Origin of the sequence: Sedimenticola hydrogenitrophicus, from assembly GCF_029017505.1 — a bacterium.
GTDB lineage: Bacteria > Pseudomonadota > Gammaproteobacteria > Chromatiales > Chromatiaceae > Sedimenticola > Sedimenticola hydrogenitrophicus_A.
Genome location: NZ_JAQGEI010000003.1, coordinates 72,492 through 92,332, shown reverse-complemented (window position 1 = coordinate 92,332; position 19,841 = coordinate 72,492). Strand labels below are relative to the sequence as shown.

Here is a 19,841-nt window from a genome sequence, read left to right as displayed (position 1 = left end):
AGCCTGTCGGATTTAACACTAACCTGCTGCGGAAAACCCGACAGGCTCCTAGACCAAAACGGGTGTTACGCCCCCACTGGCAGGTGTGCGTCACCTCCCCGCTGATGGTTGCCGACCCGGTGCATGGCACCGGGAGCGGCCTTTCCAGGAATGCTGCCGATGCTGCGATTGATCGCCTGCCGTGCCCTGTGCTGTCTCCTGCTGCTGGGGATGATTCACGCTGCCTGGGCGGGCGAGCTTCGCCTGACACCGGCGGACGACCTTCAGCAGGCGCTGGACAGTGTCCAGCCCGGTACCCGCCTGCTGCTGGCGCCGGGGATCTACCGGGGCAATTTCCGCGTCACCCGCAGCGTGACGATTGACGGCCAGTCCGCGGCGCTGATCGACGCCGCCGGCCGGGGCCACGCCCTGCGGATCATGGCCAAAGGTGTCGCCATCCGTAATCTCGGCATCCGCAACTGGGGGGCCAATCTCACCACGTTGGATGCCGGGATCTTCGTCGAAAAAACAGCCGAACAGGTGCGGATCACCGCCAACCGGTTGCACGGCGACGGCTTCGGCATCTGGATCGACGGCGCCGCCAATGCCCGCGTCATCGGCAACAGAATCGAAGGCAACACTGCGCTTCGCTCCACCGATCGCGGCAACGGCATCCACCTCTCCAACGTCAGCGGCGCCCTGATCGAAGACAACGAGGTGTGGCATACTCGCGATGGCCTGTATATCGAATCCAGCAATAACAACCGGCTGGTCGGCAACTACCTGCATGACCTGCGCTATGGGGTGCACTACATGTACGCCCACAGTAACGAGGTCAGCCACAACCATACCCAGAACACCCGTACCGGCTATGCCCTGATGCAATCGAAATACCTGACCGTGACCGACAATCGCTCCGAGGATGATCGCAACTACGGCTTACTGATGAACTTCATCACCCATTCCACCATCGCCAACAACCGGGTGGAGGGGGTGCGAAGCGGACGCAGCTCCACCTACTCGACGAGCTCCCCGGACGTCGCGGGTGCCGAGGGCAAGGCGATCTTCATCTACAACTCACTATTCAACCAGATCAGCGACAACCTGATGGCCGACAGCGACCTGGGCATCCACCTGACCGCCGGATCGGAAGACAACCACTTCTCCGGCAATGCCTTTATCGCCAACAAGGAGCAGGTCAAATACGTCGCCAACCGCCAACAGGAGTGGTCCAGCCAGGGCCGCGGCAACTACTGGAGTGACTACCTGGGCTGGGACATGAACGACGACGGCATCGGCGACACCCGCTATCAACCCAACGACGCGATCGACAAGCTGCTCTGGAAATACCCCACCACCAGGGTGCTGATGAACAGCCCGGCGGTGGAAACCCTGCGCTGGGTGCAGCGGCAGTTTCCGGTGTTCCGGCCAGCCGGGGTCACGGACAGCCATCCACTGATGCATTCGCCCTACCTGTCATCGGTTCCCGAAGCCGACAGACCCCGGGCAACCGATGAGCATGCCCGATGAATATCGTCGAACTGGAACGGGTTGAAAAACGGTATCGCGAGGTCCACGCCCTGCGAGGCGTTGACCTGTACCTGCGACAGGGCGAGGTACTGGGCCTGTTCGGCCACAACGGTGCCGGAAAAACCACCGCCATCAAACTGATGCTGGGGGTGATCCAGGCCAGCGCCGGCGAGGTGCGGGTATTCGGCCGCCGCCCCGATACGGCCAATGCCCGCGGGCTGCGCAGGCAGATCGGTTTTCTGCCGGAAAACGTCAGCTTCTACGATCAACTGACCGGCCAGGAAGTACTTGGCTATTTCGCCCGCCTCAAAGGGGTTTCCCGCCACCATAGCCTACGTATCCTGGAGCAGGTGGGGCTGGGGCATGCCGGCCAGCGCCGTATCAAGACCTACTCCAAGGGGATGCGGCAACGGCTGGGGCTGGCCCAGGCGCTGCTGGGCGAGCCCAAACTGCTGCTGCTCGATGAGCCCACCGTGGGCCTGGATCCCATCGCCACCCGGGACTTCTATCAGCACCTGGCGCTGCTCAAGCAGCAGGGCTGCACGGTGATCCTCTGTTCCCATGTGCTGCCCGGGGTGGAAAAATATATCGACCGGGCGATGATCCTCGGCCAGGGAGAGGCGCTCGCCGAGGGCAGCCTGGAACAGTTACGCCAGCAGGCGGCACTGCCCATGACCCTGACTCTGCAGGGCGCCCCGGTCTCACTGCCAGCCCCCTGGGTCGACTACGCCCAGGCGGGCGGTGACGGCCTGCGGCTAAGGATCCCCATCGGCCAGAAGATGGCCTGCCTGCGGCAGCTGACCCATCTGCCGGGAGTGACCGACATCGACATGCAGTTACCCTCGCTGGAGGACCTGTACAGCCACTTTATCCAGCATGCCGCCAGCGATCGACGCCACCTCATGGAGGAGTGCTGAATGACCATCCTGCTCGCCATCTGCCAGAAGGAGTTCAAGGACGGTCTGCGCAATCGCTGGATCGTCGCCATCAGCCTGATCTTCGCCCTGCTGGCCATCGGGCTGGCCTACTTCGGCTCGGCCGCCGCTGGCCGGGTCGGCTTCAGCTCCCTGCCCACCACGATCATCAGCCTCGCCAGCCTGGCGGTGTTTATTATCCCGCTGATCGCCCTGATGCTCTCCTACGACAGCCTGGTGGGTGAAGACGAAAACGGTACCCTGCTGTTGCTGCTCAGCTATCCCCTGTCCCGCTGGCAGCTGGTGTTGGGCAAGATGCTCGGCCACGGCCTGATCCTGGCCCTCTCCACCCTGTTGGGATTCGGCGCGGCCGCCCTGGTGATGGGCCTGTTCTCCGACACCACCGGCTGGGCAGCGCTGATCCCCGCCTTCGCACTGTTTATTCTCTCGGCCATCCTGCTGGGCTGGATCTTTATCGCCTTTGCCTATGTGATCAGCGCCGTGGTCACGGAAAAATCCAGGGCCGCGGGCCTCTCCCTGTTCCTCTGGTTCCTGTTTGTGCTGGTGTTTGACCTGGGACTGCTGGGGCTGCTGGTTGGGACCAAGGGCAAGGTCGACGCCCAGCTGTTCCCCTACCTGCTGCTGCTCAACCCAACCGATATCTTTCGCCTGGTCAATATCAGCTATTTCGCCCAGGACCAGCTCAGCGGCCTGATGGCCATTGCCCAGCACGTGCGCCTGGGCACCGGCGCGCTGTTAATCACCCTGACCGGCTGGCTGCTGCTGCCGATACTGTTGTCGCTGTGGCTGTTCAACCGGAGAGAGCTGTGATGCCGCCGGTCAAGCTACGCCAGCTTGGCACTTCACTGCTGATGCTGCTTACGCTGCTGCTGACCAGCGGTTGTGAGCAGGAGCCCGAACGCCAACAGCAGCTTCAGCGGGCGGTGGCCATCGAACGTGCCGACGAATGCCATCTGTGTGGCATGATCATCAGCAACTTCCCCGGTCCCAAGGGCCAGCTCTATGAACAGGGCGAAAGGCAAACCCGCAAGTTCTGCTCCACCCGGGAGCTGTTCGCCTACCTGCTGGACCCCGAACACCGGCACCGGGTGCAGCAGGTGTTTGTACACAACATGGCGCTCACCCCCTGGGACCAGCCGGCGGACGACGCCTATATCGATGCCCGCCAGGCCTGGTATGTAGCGGGCAGCGGCCTCCCGGGCGCCATGGGACCTACCCTGGCCAGTTTTGCCGATCAGGCAACTGCCGAAGCCTTCATCGACAGTTACGGTGGCCGGCTCTACCGCTTCGAGCAGATCGATCTGGCATTGCTGTCCCGGATGGGGTTGTAGAGACCTTGCACCCGGGTACGGCAGAAAACAGCCGGTTGGCCGTGCTATCAAGCCGTCGGCAAGGATTCAGCTGCGCCGCCGACTCGCCCCCTCGGGGCATCCCCGGCATCCTGCGATCGCCTGTTGATGGCTTGTCGAATCCAAGGACCCTGGCCATCTAGCCTTCCTGAAACATCACGAAGGGAGAGGTGGAGTTCGCTGCCGGCCGCTGTGGCAAACCGGTGTCGTTGCCCTTGAACTGGCCAAAGAGAAATTCAAATACGCGCTGCGCGCTCCGCGATCAAACCCGCTTTTGATGCGAGGGTTCGAATCGTGGGCTGATCGACTGCCCACCGTGACTGACTTCACTGGCTGTTCACGAATTTGGCGGAGGGAGGGATTTGAACATTCAGCGTTTCTTTATATTTCAATATCTTACAAATATGCCGTGTCCAGATCGTGTCTAATTCGAACGCTTTACTCTCCCAGTTCGGCGGCACAACATTTACCGTTGCAGCGACTTCTTACGCGGACTCAAGGAGATTCTCTGCAGATAAGCAATTCGGCCAACCGAAGCATGACGGGATTGATCCATGCCCGCTATCACCACGCCAAACTGCTGGCCCCATCGTTGTACCGTCTTGCGCCAAGGGGGAGAGGGCCAAGATTTACCGGTTAGCGGTCCTGGACCCGACAACGGCTGTGCCTGGACATCTAAACAGTGACGAGTTATTCGCCTCTACGTGCTTTCCCCCTTTATCACGCGCCAAAAAACAAATCCACCGGTTGCACCACGAGATCAATGAGCTTGTGCAACATGTGTCCGAGCACGACCAAAATGACCCGGCGATCCGTGAACTGATTTCATATGGCTGCACGACGCGCATTCATGAATGGACGATTCGTGCGTCAATGTAAGCTTTTCTCCGCCGTGCGTGCAGTAACGCACAGAGAGTAACGGCCTAGCGTAGTATTTTTCACGATTCGCAATAGCCATCCTGCGTTGCATCTTGCGATCGTAGCTATGGATAACGAAACAGCCGATTGATTCGGCGCTTTTGCCGAACACTTGGTTGCGTTTTGAGACTCGTGAATATTACGGCCGATAAGCCGTCACTACAGCGCGTCACCAGTAGCGGGCACGAAGAGGATAAGTTGAGATGACCACAGCCAGTTCCGATGCCTTTGTTTTCTTTGGCGCGACCGGCGATCTCGCGTACAAGAAGATCTTTCCGGCGCTGCAGGCCCTGATCTGCGCCGGTGAGCTGGACCTGCCAATCATCGGTATGGCCCGTGCCGACTGGACGCTGGACAGGCTGCGTGAACGTGCGCGCGACAGTCTGGATAACAATGGTGGGCTTGATGTCGATGCGTTCGCCAAACTGTCGGTACAACTGCAGTACGTTAACGGCGATTACGCGGATTCGGCGACCTATCAGCGCCTGAAGCAGACCCTGGGCGCCGCCACCCGCCCGCTGCATTACCTCGCGATCCCGCCGAGCATGTTCGGCGCCGTGGTGCAGGGGCTTGCGCAAGCCGGCTGCGCCGGGGATGCCCGCATCATCGTCGAGAAGCCGTTCGGTCGCGACCTTGCCTCCGCGCAGGCCCTCAACCGCACGTTGCACGAGGTCTTTCCCGAATCAGCGGTGTTCCGGATCGATCACTACCTCGGCAAGGAGGCGACGCAGAACCTGCTGTACTTCCGCTTCGCCAACGCCTTCCTCGAACCGATCTGGAACCGCAACTACGTCGACAGCGTGCAGATCACCATGGCCGAGGACTTCGGCGTGCAAGGCCGCGGCGCGTTCTACGAAGAAGTCGGCACGCTTCGCGACGTGGTGCAAAACCACATGCTGCAGGTGATCGCGCTGCTGGCGATGGATGCGCCGGCCGGGCGGGACACGGAGTACGTGCGCGCCGAGAAGCTGCGGCTGTTCCGTGCAATGCGACCGCTGAATCCGGCCTGCTTGGTGCGCGGCCAGTTCCGGGGTTATCGCGACGAGAAAGGCGTGGCGGCGGATTCCCAGGTCGAAACCTTTGCCGCACTGTGCCTGCACATCGACACTTGGCGCTGGAGCGGGGTGCCGTTCTACATCCGCGCCGGCAAGTGCCTGCCGATTACCGCTACGGAAGTCCGAGTGAATATGAAGTGCCCGCCACTGGCGATCTTCGACGAGATCAGCGCGGCCACCGCGAACTATTTCCGCTTCCGGCTCAGCCCCTCGGTGACGATCTCGGCGGGCGCGCGGGTCAAGCAGCACGGCGAGCAGATGCGCGGCGAACCGGTGGAGCTGATCGCCCGCCATGAACCGCGCAGCGAAACATTGCCGTACGAACGCCTGCTGCGCGATGCGCTGCGTGGCGATCCCTCGCTGTTCACGCGCGACGACAGCGTCGAAGCGGCATGGCGCGTGATCGAACCCGTGCTTACCAATGTCGCGCCGGTGCAGGAATACGAGCCCGGTAGCTGGGGGCCGCCGGCTGCCGCGGGCATCGTGGTCAGCAACGAGGGGTGGCACGATCCGAAACCCGAGGAGACGGCGCCGTGCTGACTAAAGACCCGGTGGTGTTCATGCTCAACGTCGACGTGATGGTCGACGACAAGCCGCAGCTGCTGGCGCGCTTCGCGCAGGCCGGTACGACATCGACGCCTTGGCGCTCCAACTGCAATAGGAGGGCGCACAGGCCTTCGTCAAATCGTGGCAACAGCTGTTGAAGCGCATTGCCGACAAGAGTGCGGCGCTGGCCGGCGTCGGCAAGAAGACGGCGTGACTGCCGGCCTGCGGTCAGATGACTGCAATCAGGTCAATGCTTGTCGATGTATCCATGGCCCCCCGTATTGTCCGGGCGGGGACGAAAAGGTCTCCAGGAAACCCATAATCAAAAGGTGAAAGAGATGTCCAGTGTCGGTTTTCACGAACCCATAGAGGAACTATCTGACCAAACGCGTGGCATACACAGAGCATTTGTTTCCCTGATGGAAGAGATGGAAGCCGTTGATTGGTACAGCCAACGTTCTGATGCATGCAAGGACCTGGAACTCAAAGCAATCCTTGCGCACAATCGAGACAAGGAGAAAGGGCACGCGTCCGAGGTGAAAGCCGAGGGCACACCTGCGGCGCTGATGCCGCACCGCGGTTTCGCGGGCAACCGGCCGACTTTGCACCTCCATCAGGAGCCACTATGACCGCTGAATTCGATCAGCAATGCATCAATACCCTGCGTTTCCTGTCGGTGGACATGGTGCAGAAGGCCAACAGCGGGCATCCGGGACTGCCGCTCGGCGCCGCGGCGATGGCCTACGTGCTGTGGACGCGCGGTCTCAAGTTCAACCCGCGCAACCCGCACTGGGCCGATCGCGACCGCTTCGTGCTCTCGGCCGGTCACGGTTCGGCGCTGTTGTACGCGCTCCTGCACATGACCGGCTATGACCTTTCCCTGGATGACATCAAGCAGTTCCGCCAATGGGGCAGCAGGACACCGGGCCACCCCGAGCATCACCACACGCCGGGCGTGGAAACCACTACCGGACCGCTCGGTCAGGGCTTTGCCAACGCGGTAGGCATGGCCGTCGCCGAGGCGCAGCTGGCGGCGCGTTACAACCGGGCAGGTCACGACGTGATCGACCATGCGACCTACGTGCTGGCGGGCGATGGCGACCTGATGGAAGGCGTCGCCGCCGAGGCGGCCTCTCTGGCCGGGCATCTCAAGCTCGGCAAGTTGACCTGCCTCTACGACGACAACCGCGTCACGCTCGCGGCCGGCACCGACATTACCTTCTCCGAGAATGTCGCGCACCGCTTCGAATCCTACGGCTGGCATACGATGTTTGTCACGGACGGCAACGACCTCGCCACGATCGACGCCGCGATCGACGCCGCGCGCGCGGAAACCGCACGCCCGTCGCTGATCCTGGTGCGAACGCATATTGGCTATGGTTCGCCGGAACAGGACAGCTTCAAGGCGCACGGCGCCCCGCTCGGCACGGACGACGTGCGCAAGACCAAGCAGAAACTGGGTTGGCCGACCGAGCCGGATTTCCTGATACCGAACGAAGCGCTGGCGCACTTCCGCAAGTCAGTGGAACGCGGTGCGCATCACGAAGCGGTATGGAACGAACGCATGCGTGCCTACGCCAGGAAATTTCCGGATCAGTTCCAGGAGCTTCAGTGCCGTCTGCGTGGCGAATTGCCGTTGGGATGGGATACGGACATCCCGGTATTTCCCGCCGATGCCAAGGGTCTTGCCACGCGCGAGGCATCCGGCAAGGTGCTGAATGCCATTGCGCCCAGACTGCCTGCGCTGACCGGCGGCTCGGCCGACCTCGACCCATCGACGAAAACAGCCTTGAAAGGCCTGGGCGACTTCAGCCCGCCGCCATCAAAGCACGAGGACGAACAAGGCTTCGATGACGGTGGGTGGAGCTACAAGGGGCGCAACCTGCACTTCGGCGTGCGCGAACATGCGATGGGCGCCATCGTCAACGGGCTGGCCGTACACGGCGGCTTTATTCCATACGGCGCGACCTTCCTGATCTTCTCCGACTATATGCGTCCGCCGATCCGGCTGGCGGCGTTGATGGGCCTGCACATCGTGCATGTGTTCACCCACGACAGCATCATGCTCGGCGAGGACGGCCCGACCCACCAGCCGGTCGAACAACTGGCCGCGCTGCGCGCGATGCCGAACCTGACCGTAATCCGCCCTGGCGACGCCAACGAAACTTCGGTCGCATGGCGCGTAGCGCTGGAGACGCGCGATCACCCGGTGGTACTGGCGCTGAGTCGGCAGAACCTGCCCACGCTCGATCGCAGCCGCTACGCGCCGGCCGACGGCCTGCGTCGCGGCGCCTATGTCCTGCTCGATGCGCCCGACGCCAAGCCGGAGCTGATCCTGATCGCCAGCGGCTCTGAGGTCGCCCTGATCATCGCCGCGGCCGAACACCTGCAAGGGCAAGACATTGCGGTGCGCTGCGTGTCGATGCCGAGCTGGGAGCTGTTCGACGCCCTGCCGCAACGTGAGCGTGACGCCGTGCTGCTGCCGTCGGTCACTGCGCGCCTGGCGGTCGAAGCGGGCGTCGCGCAGGGCTGGCACCGCTACGTCGGCGCGCACGGCGACGTGCTGAGCGTGGAGCGGTTCGGCTCGTCCGCTCCAGCGGAAGTGTTGCGGCACGAATACGGACTTACCGTCGACAACGTCTGCGCGCGCGCCAGGGCGCTGCTGGTCAGCTGATCTCGGTAGGCAAGAGTGTTGCTCCCAAAAGCACATCGACCCCGGCCTCCGGATGGATGGCTCGTGCGGGAATGTCGGCACCCATGCGCCATTGCGCCACTGCATTGCGCTTCGATTCGCCTTCGACCAAAAACAGCACGGCGCGCGCGCGGCTCAGGCGAGCGGCGCTGAGCGACACCCGCTGCGAGGGCGGCTTGGGCGCATCGAACACCGCCAGCGCGTCTGGTGCGCCCGGCGCGACACCCCAGCCGCGGCCGGGAAAGAGGCTCGCGGTGTGGCCGTCCTCGCCCAGACCGAGCAGGACCAGATCGAATTCGCCGACACCGCGCAGCGCTTCCCCGCAAGCGAGCGCCGCTGCACTCGCGCCGAGTTCGGCCGGGATCACGTGCACCTGGTTTTGCGGAATCGGCACGTGATTGAGCCAGGCTCTGGATGCGATCACGCTGTTGCGCTCGTCGTCGTCCGCCGGCAGGCAGCGCTCGTCGCCGAAGTACACCTGCCAGCGCGACCAGTCGGTGGCCGCATCGCGCAGCATTTGATAGATACCGCGCGGTGTGCTGCCACCGGCGAGCACGATCAGGAACCGGCCGCGCTGGTCTATCGCACGCGTGGCGGCGTTGAGGATGCACCGGTACGTGGTCTGCCGCAGCTCCTGCGCATCGGCGACGCCGATCCAGCGCGTGCTGCAGGAATCGGTCAGGTCCATCACTTCCCGTCGAGGAAAGTGATCAAGTGGCCGCTTATCTCTTCGGGTTTGTCCTCCATCAGCCAATGTCCGGCGTCCTTGATCCAAATGAGCTTGGCGTTTGGAATCGTCTCCTGAAGCTTGCTTGCGTATGCCGGTTTTTGAAATACGTCATTCTCCGCCCAAATAATGAGTGTGTCATTGGCAAGATGCTTGAGCTCACCGGCAATCGCCTGCGTGTACTCCGGATTCAGTCGCCGAAAATTGCGAAATAAAGCTTTCTTTCCGTCCTCGGTCGACCAGGGCGACAGATAGAGGTCGATGATTTCGTCCGCCATTACCTCCTTGTTGTGAACGCCTTGCGGCATGAACCCGCGCATCATTTTTAAGAACGCTTCTAGGCTCATAGCCTCCTCGGCGCCAGCTTTCTGTAGGGGGAGGAACTCCGGAATCGGCCAGGAATCGAAACAAACCGTATCGATCAAAACCAGCTTGCGGACTCTATCAGCGTAATTGACTGCTATAAGCTGTGCGACCCCTCCGCCTATATCATGCGCCACGATGTCGGCGGACTTCAGTTCGAGCTTATCCATAAATTTCACGATCAGGCGACTCTGCGCCTCGATCGAGACGTTCGCGTCCACGGGTTTATCCGACTTACCGTAATTCAGCATGTCAGGCGCAAACACCTGGTGTGTTTTGGCCAGCTCTGGTATTACTTTTCGCCACAACAGATTCGACGTCGGGATGCCATGAATCAGGACAACTGGGCTACCCTCGCCCTGTACGACATAAGCGATTCTGTGACCATTGATCTGGACGGATTGTTCCCTGAATTGTTTCATTTTCTGTTACCCGGATTGATAACTGGCTGCAGCTTGCTCATCAACTTCTGCATACCGTACATCACGTTACCCATCTCGCGTCGAAAGTCATCCTTCGCTTTTTCGCCTGCCAGCGCAAGCGTTTGATCGATCTCAGCCACGCCGTGGATCAAGGGAATCACGAGATTTTCCTGTTGCCCAAGGTTGATCGGGTCTTCACCTGCCACCTCGCGCTTCAAGAGTTCTTCGATCTTGCCCCGAAGCAAGCCTTCCTGTCCCGCCCACAGCGCGCGGAAAGCCACGCGTCCAGTGCGGTCAACCAGGTATGCAGAATTCGGCAGCGGCCCGTAAGCTTCATGTGTTGTGCCATCAAGCATGTCCACCGCCACCGTCCAAGGCAACTTGTCCAATTTGACCCAGACGCGCGCCTGCCGCATCTTTTGCTCGGCGCTCAGGTGATGCGGGTAATTCTCGTCGGGGTGCGCCTCGCGCACGTAAACGGAGACAACCTCGATGCGATCTTTGAAATCATTGAACAGGTTGATGAGGCCAGGCTTGGCCCCGGTGGTCATCGGGCAAGTAATCGAGCCGAACTCGATCAGCACGGGCCGCTGCCCTCTGTACTCGCCCAGCTGGAATCTGCCTCCGACGACCGTCGGCAGATCGAAATCCGGCGCGACGCTTCCCGGTTCAGGGCCGCCGTGAAAATGCATGTCCTTTTTCATCATGTCCTGGCGAAAGGTGTCGTAGTTGTATAGTTCTGCTGCCATTACTTTTCCTCCTCTTGCTATTATGACTGGACGGTGAACGATCGGTGCCGTGGCGTGGGGGCCCATGAATAGGAGTCAGGTCGCGCAGTAACGCGAGCGCGGCGGCCTTCCAGCTGATAACTCGATGACGCTGTATTGCTCGTCCTGGGGTGCAGTCATTACTCGTGCCGTAAGGACCCTGTTCAAACGCGTTCGGTTCAAATCGTTACTTAGATTACCGCCATCCAGGCGCAACGCTCTGTACGCTGACGCACATGGGCGAACGGTAGACCAGCTCTGGGTGTGCAGCCATGAGACTGCGCGCACGCGCCAGTCCCGAGGTATGCCGGAAAGCGCCTGCGTCGCAAAACAGACCAGCGATGCGCGGCAGGGCGCCCTCGGCAAGCAGTGTGTCGGCATAGCGATTTTATGCCCGCTTTGAGAGCGAACTACCCGCCTTCATGTTGAGGTAGCATTTTGTAATGGCGATCAAGGCGGGCACCACGCCGGCAAAAATAAATACCAGGTCCCCCGGCTGACGCAGCCATTAGATCAGGCGCGCCGTATCCTGCCCTGTGTAGTGCAAACTTCTGGCGTGCCAATAGCCGTTTTCCAGGACGTCCCTGAATTGCATTATGCCCCCAGGGAACAGACTGAATATGACCATCATCAGCAGGCCGATATTCAACCCCCAAAAGGAGATCTTGAAGTATTTTTTCAGGCCATTCCATTTTGCCTCGGTTGAAACGTGACGCTCGGAGAACACCATCAACGCGATTGCCAGCATGCCAAAAACCCCCATCATTGCGGCGTGGCCGTGGTTCACCGTGAGCATGGTGCCGACTTCGAAATAGCTGACGATAGGTAAATTGATCAGGAAACCGAATACACCCGCACCGAAAAAGTTCCAGGTGCCGACTGCCATGATGAAGTAGAACGTCCACTCATGTGGGACAGGAATGTGTTCGCCACTGAGATCACGTTGCGTGCGCGTGACCTTGATGAAATCCCACGCATCCAGCGTAAGCAAGGTCAGCGGAATCACTTCCATGGCGGAAAATATTGCACTCAGGGCCATATTAAGCTCTGAATGCCCGTTGAAGTACCAATGATGCCCGGTGCCGATCAGACCACCACTAAAATACAGAATCGCATCAAGATAAATCACGCGGGTGGCGGTGATGCGCGAAACGACGCCGAGACCGAACAGAATCACCGCCACTAGCACGGTCACAAAGAATTTATTGACCGGATCGCCCGAGGCCCCATCCGGGGTCAGGGCCTCATGCTAGAACGAGTTCATCGCGGCCTGCTCCATCGAGACGTTATTTGCCGTCCGACTTCTCTATGTGCCCGCCGAACTCAAAGCGCATCGCGGACAACAGCTTGTCGGCAAACTCTGCTTCGCCGCGTGAACTGAATCGCGAATAGAGCGCGGTGCTGAGTACGGGCGCAGGAACGGCCTCGTCAATTGCAGCCTTGATCGTCCACCGCCCCTCGCCGGAATCCGATACCCGGCCATCAAACTTCGCAAGCGTTGGATCCTTGGTCAGGGCGGACGCGGTCAAGTCCAGTAGCCATGATGCGATCACGCTGCCGCGCCGCCAGAGCTCCGCGATATCACGCAGATTGAGATCGAATTGGAACTCTTCAGGGTTGCGCAGCGGGGTGGTCTCGGCGTCGTGGGACTGTTCGCTCTTGCCGACATTGGCGTGACTGAGGATGTTAATTCCCTCGGCATAAGCAGCCATCAGGCCGTACTCGATGCCGTTGTGCACCATTTTGACGAAGTGCCCGGCGCCGCTCGGTCCGCAGTGCAGATAGCCCTGTTCGGCGGTGCCCGCGACCTTCTCACGCCCCGGCGTGCTCGGGATGTCGCCCACCCCGGGCGCCAGCGTCTTGAACACCGGCTCGAGGCGCTGTACCGCCTGATTCGGGCCACCGATCATCAGGCAGTAGCCGCGCTCCAGGCCCATCACGCCGCCGCTCGTGCCCACATCTAGATAACTAATCTGTTTCGCCGCAAGTTCCTTGGCCCTGCGAATGTCGTCCACGTAGTAGGAGTTGCCACCGTCGATGAGGATGTCGCCGGGCTCGACATGGGGCAGAATGTCGACGATGAGTTGTTCCACAAACGCCCCCGGAATCATCATCCAGATCGCCCGCGGCTTCTCCAGCTTCCTCACGAGGTCCGCGAGCGAGGAAGCCCCAACGGCCCTCTTCTGCGTCAGCTCCGCCACCGCTTCGGGCGATCTGTCAAAGACCACGCACTGATGGTTCCCCTGGAGCAGACGTCGCACCATGCTGGTGCCCATCCTTCCAAGTCCAATCATTCCGATTTGCATCGGCTATCTCCTATTCTGAATCGATTGCCTGACGCTTGGGTTTCGTGCACTACCTGGTTTGATGGAGTCTCTCAGCCGATTCACGGCTGCGACCACCTTATTCGTCGCCCCGAAGAATCCTCCCACATGCGAAATCCACCCAGGAATGCGTTGGCGTTGTCGCCGGCGCGGCAATCCGGCGGCGAGAATCTTTACGTTCGACCCGCCTAGAGTCCGTGCTCTCCCGAGGCTTTCGGCTTTCTCAGCCCGATGTAGGCGGCCCCGAGGACGGCACCGAACATGATGTGGCTAAAGGCGCCGATCCAGTTGCGTCCCATCTCGAACCATGGAAACACCATCGGGGCGATCGCGTAGAAATTGACGATGTAGATGGCCAGTCCAAGGGCTGCGCCGATCATCAGGCCGCCAGCCCAGTCGAAGCGATGTATCAGCCAGGCGCCGATCAGGCCGTAAGCGATGGACACCGGGAAATGGACCATCATCGCGGTCATGATGATCTTCAGGTCGAACGGTGCCCAGGCGCCAGGCGGCGGCAGCACGTCCTTGCCCAACACCATGGCCGCCATCATGTGCGGCGGCCCCCACGGGCTTTGACCCTGGGCCATCCACACCAGGACCATTTCGAGCATCAAGAAAGCCAGTCCCCCGATCACGCCGGCCCATGCACCGGCCTTCCAGTCGGTGACGCTGTGTAGTTCATCCCAGGGTGTGTTCAGTACCTGTGCCATAAAGCCTCCTGTTCAAACGGGTTCGTTCAACCATTGGCTAATCTAGCACCATCCAGGCCTGACGCTCTGTGCGTTGTCGTACATAGGCGGAACGTGCGCCGCAATACGATCTCATCGCCATCGGACCCGATCTCGACCTGGAGATCCGCGGCTTCGTCCTCTACGACCGGCTGATACCCCAGACCTGCCAGCTTGTCGCGCACCAGCCCGGCATATTGCGCAAACTCGATGCCACCCGCGTCGGGCGTTTCCGCCGGTAGCACAACATCGCTGGCGTCGGGCGGTACTTCACCGAGCCGGTGAAAGCGCTACACTTTCGAACGGAAGGTGGCAGCACACGCTGCCGGCAGCAACATCCCGGTCAGTGCCAGCAGCGACCGGATGAACACCCTCGGTCCCAGCCCCGATTCGGCTTCGCCCATTCGTTCATTGTTGCCGTTCCTGTATTGAGCTTGTAGCTGGCCTGCGCGTCGATCTGGTAATCGAGCGTCTGCCAGGTCAGAACAATGCCGCCAAAGGGGCTCCATGAGCCGGAGCCCAGCTGCAGAGGCGCGGGCAGCCTGCCAGGGCTGTCGCTGACGTTGTCGTCGCCGGTTGGCAGTTCGACACCGAAAAACGGCGCGATGCGGAAGATGCGCCCGGTTTCATCGCGATAACAACGGTGCTGCTTTTGAGGTCGGTCTCGACGGATTCGACACCGGCGATACGGGTGAGTTGTTTCTCGATGCCGTAGGCGCAAAACGGGCAGGCAAGGCCGTCGGGCTGCAAGGTGTACACCGCCTGGTCTTCAGCGGCCGACCGCAGGTGTGGGCGGCCCTCGGCAGGCATGCATGCGTGCGAGGACGACCACAAGCTGATGCCATACATCGGTGAGATTCAAGCGAGGCGCTGCAGGGCTAACGCGACCAGCGATGCCATCGCTTCCATTTGCGAAGTGGACCACCGAACGCTTTGCACGGACAAATAAATCGTGTCTAACTGGAGCTCAAACTACCCCAAAACACCCCTAAAAGTTAGACACGATGACTATCTAAGTCATTGATTTATTTGTCGGAGAGCGAGGGATGAGCTCCCTGCGGTCGCTGGAGCTGCGCGCTCCGCGATCGAACCTGCTTTTGAATCGAGAGTTCGAATCGTGGGCTGATCGACCGCCCACGGTTACCAACTTCATTGGTTGTTGACAAATTTGGCGGAGAGCGAGGGATGAGCTCCCTGCGGTCGCTGTAGCTACGCGCTCCGCGATCGAACCTGCTTTTGAATCGAGGGTTCGAATCGTGGGCTGATCGACCGCCCACGGTGACTGACTTCATTGGTTGTTGACAAATTTGGCGGAGAGCGAGGGATGAGCTCCCTGCGGTCGCTGGAGCTGCGCGCTCCGCGATCGAACCTGCTTTTGAATCGAGGGTTCGAATCGTGGGCTGATCGATTGCCCACGGTTACCAAAGCTTCATTGGTTGTTGACAAATTTGGCGGAGAGCGAGGGATGAGCTCCCTGCGGTCGCTGGAGCTGCGCGCTGCGCGCTCCGCGATCGAACCTGCTTTTGCATCGAGGGTTCGAATCGTGGGCTGATCGATTGCCCACGGTTACCAACTTCATTGGTTGTTGACAAATTTGGCGGAGAGCGAGGGATTCGAACCCTCGATACGCTACTAACGTATACACACTTTCCAGGCGTGCTCCTTCAGCCACTCGGACAGCTCTCCAGATTTGTATTTTTCAGCTCCTTGCCGATACGAGCGCCGCGGCGGCAGTCTCGTCACCCGGGCCTGCGCCCGCCCTTTTGGGCAAAACCAGCGCGCAGCAAAGGACACCCCTCCGCGCCTCTCTGATTTTTGGAGGCGCAAGGGTATACCAGAACGCCCTTGGGCGCAATGCCGTCGGGGCAGATTATCGGGTTAGATGTGGTGGCTCATTGGCAGCTGTTTGGAATCTTTCAGCAGATTCCTGAACTCATCCCCCGTCATTCTGATCAGAGCCCGGTGGTCGCCGGCCTCAAAATAGATTTCCGGTTGAGCGAGCAGCAAGGGGTCGACCCAGGTGTCAATCCCGTAGGCTTCACCGATGGGCGGCATGGCACCGACTTCGCAGTCGGAAAATGCACCCGCCATCTCGCTCTCCGTGATCAGCTGCAGTCTGTGTTTCACCAGTTCGCTGAGTTTGTTCAGCTCCAGCCGATGGGTCGCCGGGATGACGGCCAGCAGATACCGGTCTTCGTCACCCAACAGCACACTCTTGGCCAGCCGGTCACCGGGCACGTGAGCCACTTCCGAAGTTTCCAGCGCCGAGTTCGTCCGCACATGTTCAATCACCTGATAGGATGAACCATGGTCAGTCAGATACTCTTTCAAGGTAATTGCGATTCCCATAACGCCTCCTCTGCCGATATAATGGTCCCTTCTGCATTTCGGCATAACTTCTTTATACCAATCAACAGGTTATCAACCGCAACATGATCAATTTCGCAGTCACAATCGGCCCGCAGATCACACCTCGAATCACGTGGCAGGCTAACAGACCTCACACAACACATTTCCTCCTTCCCCTGTGCCTGATTAAAGTATAGTCCCTGGCACTTGGGGTAGCTGATATCGGGATTTTTTTCGATGACCAATAAGAAGAAAGTGAAGAAAAAGCATAAAAGGCCGTATTTAGCCGATCAGGCGGACCGCCACCGGCTCTATGAACTCTCTGTCCAGTACGCCGCATCGGAGATTGAGTTCGTTGATGAGACGTACAAATCGATACGCGGCAACAAGGCGCAACTGCTTCGGGAGGATTTCTGCGGTACCGCCAATGTCTGTTGCGAGTGGGTTCGCCATCGCAAGGGGAATCGCGCCATCGGCGTCGATCTTGATCGTGAGGTGCTGGCCTGGGGCCAGGAGCACAAGGTCTCCGAGCTGAGCCAGGGCCAACGCAAGCGGATCGCCCTGATCGAAGAGGATGTCCTTCAGGTCGAAACCGAGGCCCCGGATATCGTCTCCGCGATGAATTTCAGCTATTGGCTGTTCAAGGAGCGCAAGGAGCTGAAGCGCTATTTCGGTCGGGTCAGGGAGACGCTGGACGAGCAGGGTATTTTCTTTCTTGACGCCTACGGGGGTTATGACTCGTTCAGGGAACTGGAGGAGGAGCGGGAGATCAATGACGGTGAATTCACCTATATCTGGGAGCAGGAGCGCTACGATCCGGTGACCGGCGGCTTGATCTGCCACATCCATTTCGCCTTCCCGGACGGGTCCAGACTGGAGCGCGCCTTCAGTTACGACTGGCGGCTCTGGACTCTGCCGGAGATCAGGGACCTGCTGGAGGAGGCGGGTTTCAGCAAGGTCACCATCTACTGGCAGGGCTGGGATGAGGACGGCGAGCCCGACGGCATTTTCGTGCCCGCCACCACCGGGGAGGCCGATGCCGGCTGGATCTGCTATATTTCCGCGGAAAAATAGCCCGTCCAGCAGAACCATATAACTCACAATTCTTTTTATATGCCTATTTGATATTTTTATTGATGTATCAGTAAGGCTAAGGTTGCCCTCAGTAACTTACCGCCCGCCTATCCAGCGGCGCGCCCATTATTTACCGAGGAGCAACCCATGAGCATTTCCATTCTGGATGTCCAACGTCTGGCGACCACCCACGATGATCGCTCCCCCGAGGAGATCATCAGCCTGGCACTGGAGACAGTCGACAACATCGCCATCTCCTTCAGTGGCGCGGAAGATGTGGTGCTGATCGACATGGCGGTCCAGATCAACCCCAATGTCAAGGTGTTCTCCCTCGATACCGGGCGTCTGCACCCGGAAACCTACCGCTATCTGGAAGAGGTCCGCAATCACTACGGCATCGAGCTCGACGTGGTCTCCCCGGTCGGCGCCGACGTGGAGAAACTGGTGCGGGAAAAGGGGCTCTACAGCTTCTACCAGGATGGCCACAAGGAGTGCTGCACGGTACGCAAGGTGGCGCCGCTGCGCCGCAAGCTGGCCACCCTGAGCGGCTGGATCACCGGCCAGCGCAAGGACCAGAGCGTCGGCACCCGCACCGAGATCCCGGTGATTCAGGAGGACCCCTCCTTCTCCACCGAGGAAAACAAGCTGCTCAAGTTCAACCCGCTGGCCAACTGGACCTCCGCCCAGGTCTGGGAGTACATCCGCAGCAACGAGGTGCCCTACAACCCCTTGCACGCCCAGGGGTTCGTCAGCATCGGCTGTGAGCCCTGCACCCGCGCCGTGCTGCCCAACCAGCATGAGCGTGAGGGTCGCTGGTGGTGGGAAGACGCGGCCGACAAGGAGTGCGGTCTGCACGCCGGCAATATCGCAGCCAAGGCGGCTGCCCGCTAATTCAGACCGACTAAATCAGGCCCGCCAAACCAGGAGAGCGTCATGGCCTTTATTACCATGGTAAAGAAACTGACCCGCGACGGACAACCCTGCGCCAAGTGCCGGGATGTGGAAGCCCGTATGCAGCGTGAAGGTCTGTTCGACCAGATCGACCGGGTGGTGATCGCCCAGGAAGGTGACCTGAGTAGTGAAGGCATGCGTCTGGCGGAGATCTATCAAGTCGATCGGGCGCCGTTTTTTCTGGTGGCCGACGACAGCGGGGATGTACGCATCTATACCGTCTATTTCAAGCTGTTACGTGACGTGCTGAAGCCGGCCAGGGAGAAGCGGCCCGCGCTGGCCGAACTGCTCAACCCGACACCGGCGGCCGACTTTATCTAACGCACCGGACGAAAAGGATCAACCATGGATCCCCTGTTCACGCTGGCAGGTTTTGTGGTGGGGATATGCGTCGGACTGACCGGTGTCGGCGGTGGCGCCCTGATGACCCCGATCCTGGTGATGGGCTTCGGCATACCCACGGCACTGGCCGTGGGCACCGACCTGATCTACGCCGCCATCACCAAGGCAAGCGGGGTCTGGTTCCATGGGCGAAAGGGCAGTATCCGCTGGCGGCTGGTGGGTTACCTGGCACTCGGCAGCCTGCCGGCGACGATCATTACCGTGCTGCTGCTCGACTATCTGCAGCCGAGCGGCGATCACGAACGACTGATTACGGCAGCCCTGAGTGTGACGCTGATTTTCACCTCGCTGGTGCTGCTGCTGAAGGAACGCATTGCCAGGAGATTGGAGAATGGCAACTCGCGCACCGCCGCCTGGATCCGGCTGCACAGAACCCGGCCGCTGATCCTGCTCGGGGCGCTGCTGGGGGTGCTGGTCACCCTCTCCTCGGTGGGCGCCGGGGCACTGACGGCGGCCATCCTGTTTCTGCTCTATCCCCGCATGCCGGCGATCGCCGTCGTGGGGACCGACCTGGCCCACGCGGTGCCGCTGGCCGCTCTCGGTGGTCTCGGCCACCTGCAGCTGGGTAACGTGGATCTGACCCTGCTCGGCAGCCTGCTGCTGGGCTCCATTCCCGGTACGGCGCTCGGCAGCCAGCTGGGGATACACCTCCCGGTGCGGATGTTGCGCCGGGGACTGGCCGGACTGCTGTTTCTGACCGGCGTCAAATTTGCTTTTTAGTATTTAGCTG

21 protein-coding genes and 1 tRNA gene are annotated in these 19,841 nt (G+C 60.5%); 13 read left to right on the top strand and 9 right to left on the bottom strand.

The genetic code is table 11. The features are described from left to right. Positions 1-159 precede the first annotated feature (159 nt). The 9 genes from O9K64_RS02805 (at position 160) to tkt (ending at position 8,986) form a co-directional block, all read left to right on the top strand. Positions 160-1,509, top strand: a complete 1,350-nt coding sequence (locus O9K64_RS02805; protein WP_275096557.1) for a nitrous oxide reductase family maturation protein NosD — start codon at positions 160-162, stop codon at positions 1,507-1,509. Then, positions 1,506-2,426 carry an ABC transporter ATP-binding protein gene (locus tag O9K64_RS02800; RefSeq protein ID WP_275096556.1) on the top strand — a complete coding sequence of 307 codons (921 nt, stop codon included), beginning with the start codon at positions 1,506-1,508 and terminating at the stop codon, positions 2,424-2,426. The genes O9K64_RS02805 and O9K64_RS02800 overlap by 4 nt, the downstream gene beginning before the upstream one ends. Next, positions 2,427-3,254 carry an ABC transporter permease gene (locus O9K64_RS02795; protein ID WP_275096555.1) on the top strand — a complete coding sequence of 276 codons (828 nt, stop codon included), beginning with the start codon at positions 2,427-2,429 and terminating at the stop codon, positions 3,252-3,254. After that, positions 3,254-3,775: a nitrous oxide reductase accessory protein NosL gene (locus tag O9K64_RS02790; RefSeq protein WP_275096554.1), complete on the top strand. Its 522-nt coding sequence runs from the start codon at positions 3,254-3,256 to the stop codon at positions 3,773-3,775. The genes O9K64_RS02795 and O9K64_RS02790 overlap by 1 nt, the downstream gene beginning before the upstream one ends. Before the next feature lie 438 nt (positions 3,776-4,213). Next, on the top strand, positions 4,214-4,672 hold the full coding sequence (locus O9K64_RS23750; protein WP_420493147.1) for a DUF3734 domain-containing protein: 459 nt from the start codon (positions 4,214-4,216) through the stop codon (positions 4,670-4,672). Positions 4,673-4,914: 242 nt separating this feature from the next. Next, the gene (zwf, locus tag O9K64_RS02785) at positions 4,915-6,306 is read left to right on the top strand and encodes a glucose-6-phosphate dehydrogenase (RefSeq protein WP_275096553.1); all 1,392 of its coding nucleotides are present in this window, start codon (positions 4,915-4,917) and stop codon (positions 6,304-6,306) included. Next, the gene (locus O9K64_RS23600) at positions 6,300-6,470 is read left to right on the top strand and encodes a hypothetical protein (RefSeq protein WP_335342219.1); all 171 of its coding nucleotides are present in this window, start codon (positions 6,300-6,302) and stop codon (positions 6,468-6,470) included. Before zwf ends, O9K64_RS23600 begins: the two co-directional genes overlap by 7 nt. A gap of 180 nt (positions 6,471-6,650) precedes the next feature. Continuing rightward, positions 6,651-6,941 carry a hypothetical protein gene (locus O9K64_RS02775; RefSeq protein WP_275096552.1) on the top strand — a complete coding sequence of 97 codons (291 nt, stop codon included), beginning with the start codon at positions 6,651-6,653 and terminating at the stop codon, positions 6,939-6,941. After that, positions 6,938-8,986 carry a transketolase gene (gene tkt, locus O9K64_RS02770; RefSeq protein WP_275096551.1) on the top strand — a complete coding sequence of 683 codons (2,049 nt, stop codon included), beginning with the start codon at positions 6,938-6,940 and terminating at the stop codon, positions 8,984-8,986. Before O9K64_RS02775 ends, tkt begins: the two co-directional genes overlap by 4 nt. Here tkt and pgl read toward each other — a convergent pair. The 9 genes from pgl to O9K64_RS02725 all read right to left on the bottom strand — a co-directional run bounded on the left by pgl (position 8,979) and on the right by O9K64_RS02725 (position 16,684). Next, positions 8,979-9,692, bottom strand: coding sequence for a 6-phosphogluconolactonase (gene pgl, locus O9K64_RS02765; RefSeq protein ID WP_275096550.1), 714 nt, complete (start codon positions 9,690-9,692; stop codon positions 8,979-8,981). The genes tkt and pgl overlap by 8 nt on opposite strands. Next, entirely contained in the window at positions 9,692-10,516 is an 825-nt protein-coding gene (locus tag O9K64_RS02760) for an alpha/beta fold hydrolase (protein ID WP_275096549.1), read from the bottom strand. The genes pgl and O9K64_RS02760 overlap by 1 nt, the downstream gene beginning before the upstream one ends. Beyond that, positions 10,513-11,265, bottom strand: a complete 753-nt coding sequence (locus O9K64_RS02755) for a peroxiredoxin family protein (protein WP_275096548.1) — start codon at positions 11,263-11,265, stop codon at positions 10,513-10,515. The genes O9K64_RS02760 and O9K64_RS02755 overlap by 4 nt, the downstream gene beginning before the upstream one ends. Before the next feature lie 526 nt (positions 11,266-11,791). Next, positions 11,792-12,472, bottom strand: a complete 681-nt coding sequence (locus O9K64_RS02750) for a cbb3-type cytochrome c oxidase subunit I (RefSeq protein ID WP_335342223.1) — start codon at positions 12,470-12,472, stop codon at positions 11,792-11,794. A 97-nt stretch (positions 12,473-12,569) separates the two neighbouring features. Further along, positions 12,570-13,589, bottom strand: a complete 1,020-nt coding sequence (gene gnd / locus O9K64_RS02745; protein WP_275096547.1) for a phosphogluconate dehydrogenase (NAD(+)-dependent, decarboxylating) — start codon at positions 13,587-13,589, stop codon at positions 12,570-12,572. Between the two features lie 206 nt (positions 13,590-13,795). Beyond that, positions 13,796-14,317, bottom strand: a complete 522-nt coding sequence (locus O9K64_RS02740; RefSeq protein ID WP_275096546.1) for a hypothetical protein — start codon at positions 14,315-14,317, stop codon at positions 13,796-13,798. A 498-nt stretch (positions 14,318-14,815) separates the two neighbouring features. Then, positions 14,816-15,184 (bottom strand): heavy-metal-associated domain-containing protein, encoded by a 369-nt coding sequence (locus O9K64_RS02735; RefSeq protein WP_275096545.1) that lies wholly within the window; start codon positions 15,182-15,184, stop codon positions 14,816-14,818. A 746-nt stretch (positions 15,185-15,930) separates the two neighbouring features. Continuing rightward, positions 15,931-16,021 (bottom strand) — tRNA-Ser (locus O9K64_RS02730). Positions 16,022-16,213: 192 nt separating this feature from the next. After that, entirely contained in the window at positions 16,214-16,684 is a 471-nt protein-coding gene (locus O9K64_RS02725; RefSeq protein ID WP_275096544.1) for an aminoacyl-tRNA deacylase, read from the bottom strand. A gap of 237 nt (positions 16,685-16,921) precedes the next feature. On the opposite strand from O9K64_RS02725, the gene O9K64_RS02720 reads away from it, so the two are divergent. From O9K64_RS02720 to O9K64_RS02705, 4 genes are all read left to right on the top strand, one after another. Further along, positions 16,922-17,758 (top strand): class I SAM-dependent methyltransferase, encoded by an 837-nt coding sequence (locus O9K64_RS02720; RefSeq protein WP_275096543.1) that lies wholly within the window; start codon positions 16,922-16,924, stop codon positions 17,756-17,758. Between the two features lie 147 nt (positions 17,759-17,905). Then, positions 17,906-18,649, top strand: a complete 744-nt coding sequence (locus tag O9K64_RS02715) for a phosphoadenylyl-sulfate reductase (protein ID WP_275096542.1) — start codon at positions 17,906-17,908, stop codon at positions 18,647-18,649. A 42-nt stretch (positions 18,650-18,691) separates the two neighbouring features. Continuing rightward, positions 18,692-19,030 carry a hypothetical protein gene (locus O9K64_RS02710; protein WP_275096541.1) on the top strand — a complete coding sequence of 113 codons (339 nt, stop codon included), beginning with the start codon at positions 18,692-18,694 and terminating at the stop codon, positions 19,028-19,030. A gap of 24 nt (positions 19,031-19,054) precedes the next feature. Then, a complete protein-coding gene (locus O9K64_RS02705; RefSeq protein ID WP_275096540.1) occupies positions 19,055-19,831 on the top strand; it encodes a sulfite exporter TauE/SafE family protein in 777 nt (258 codons plus the stop codon). Positions 19,832-19,841: the final 10 nt, after the last annotated feature.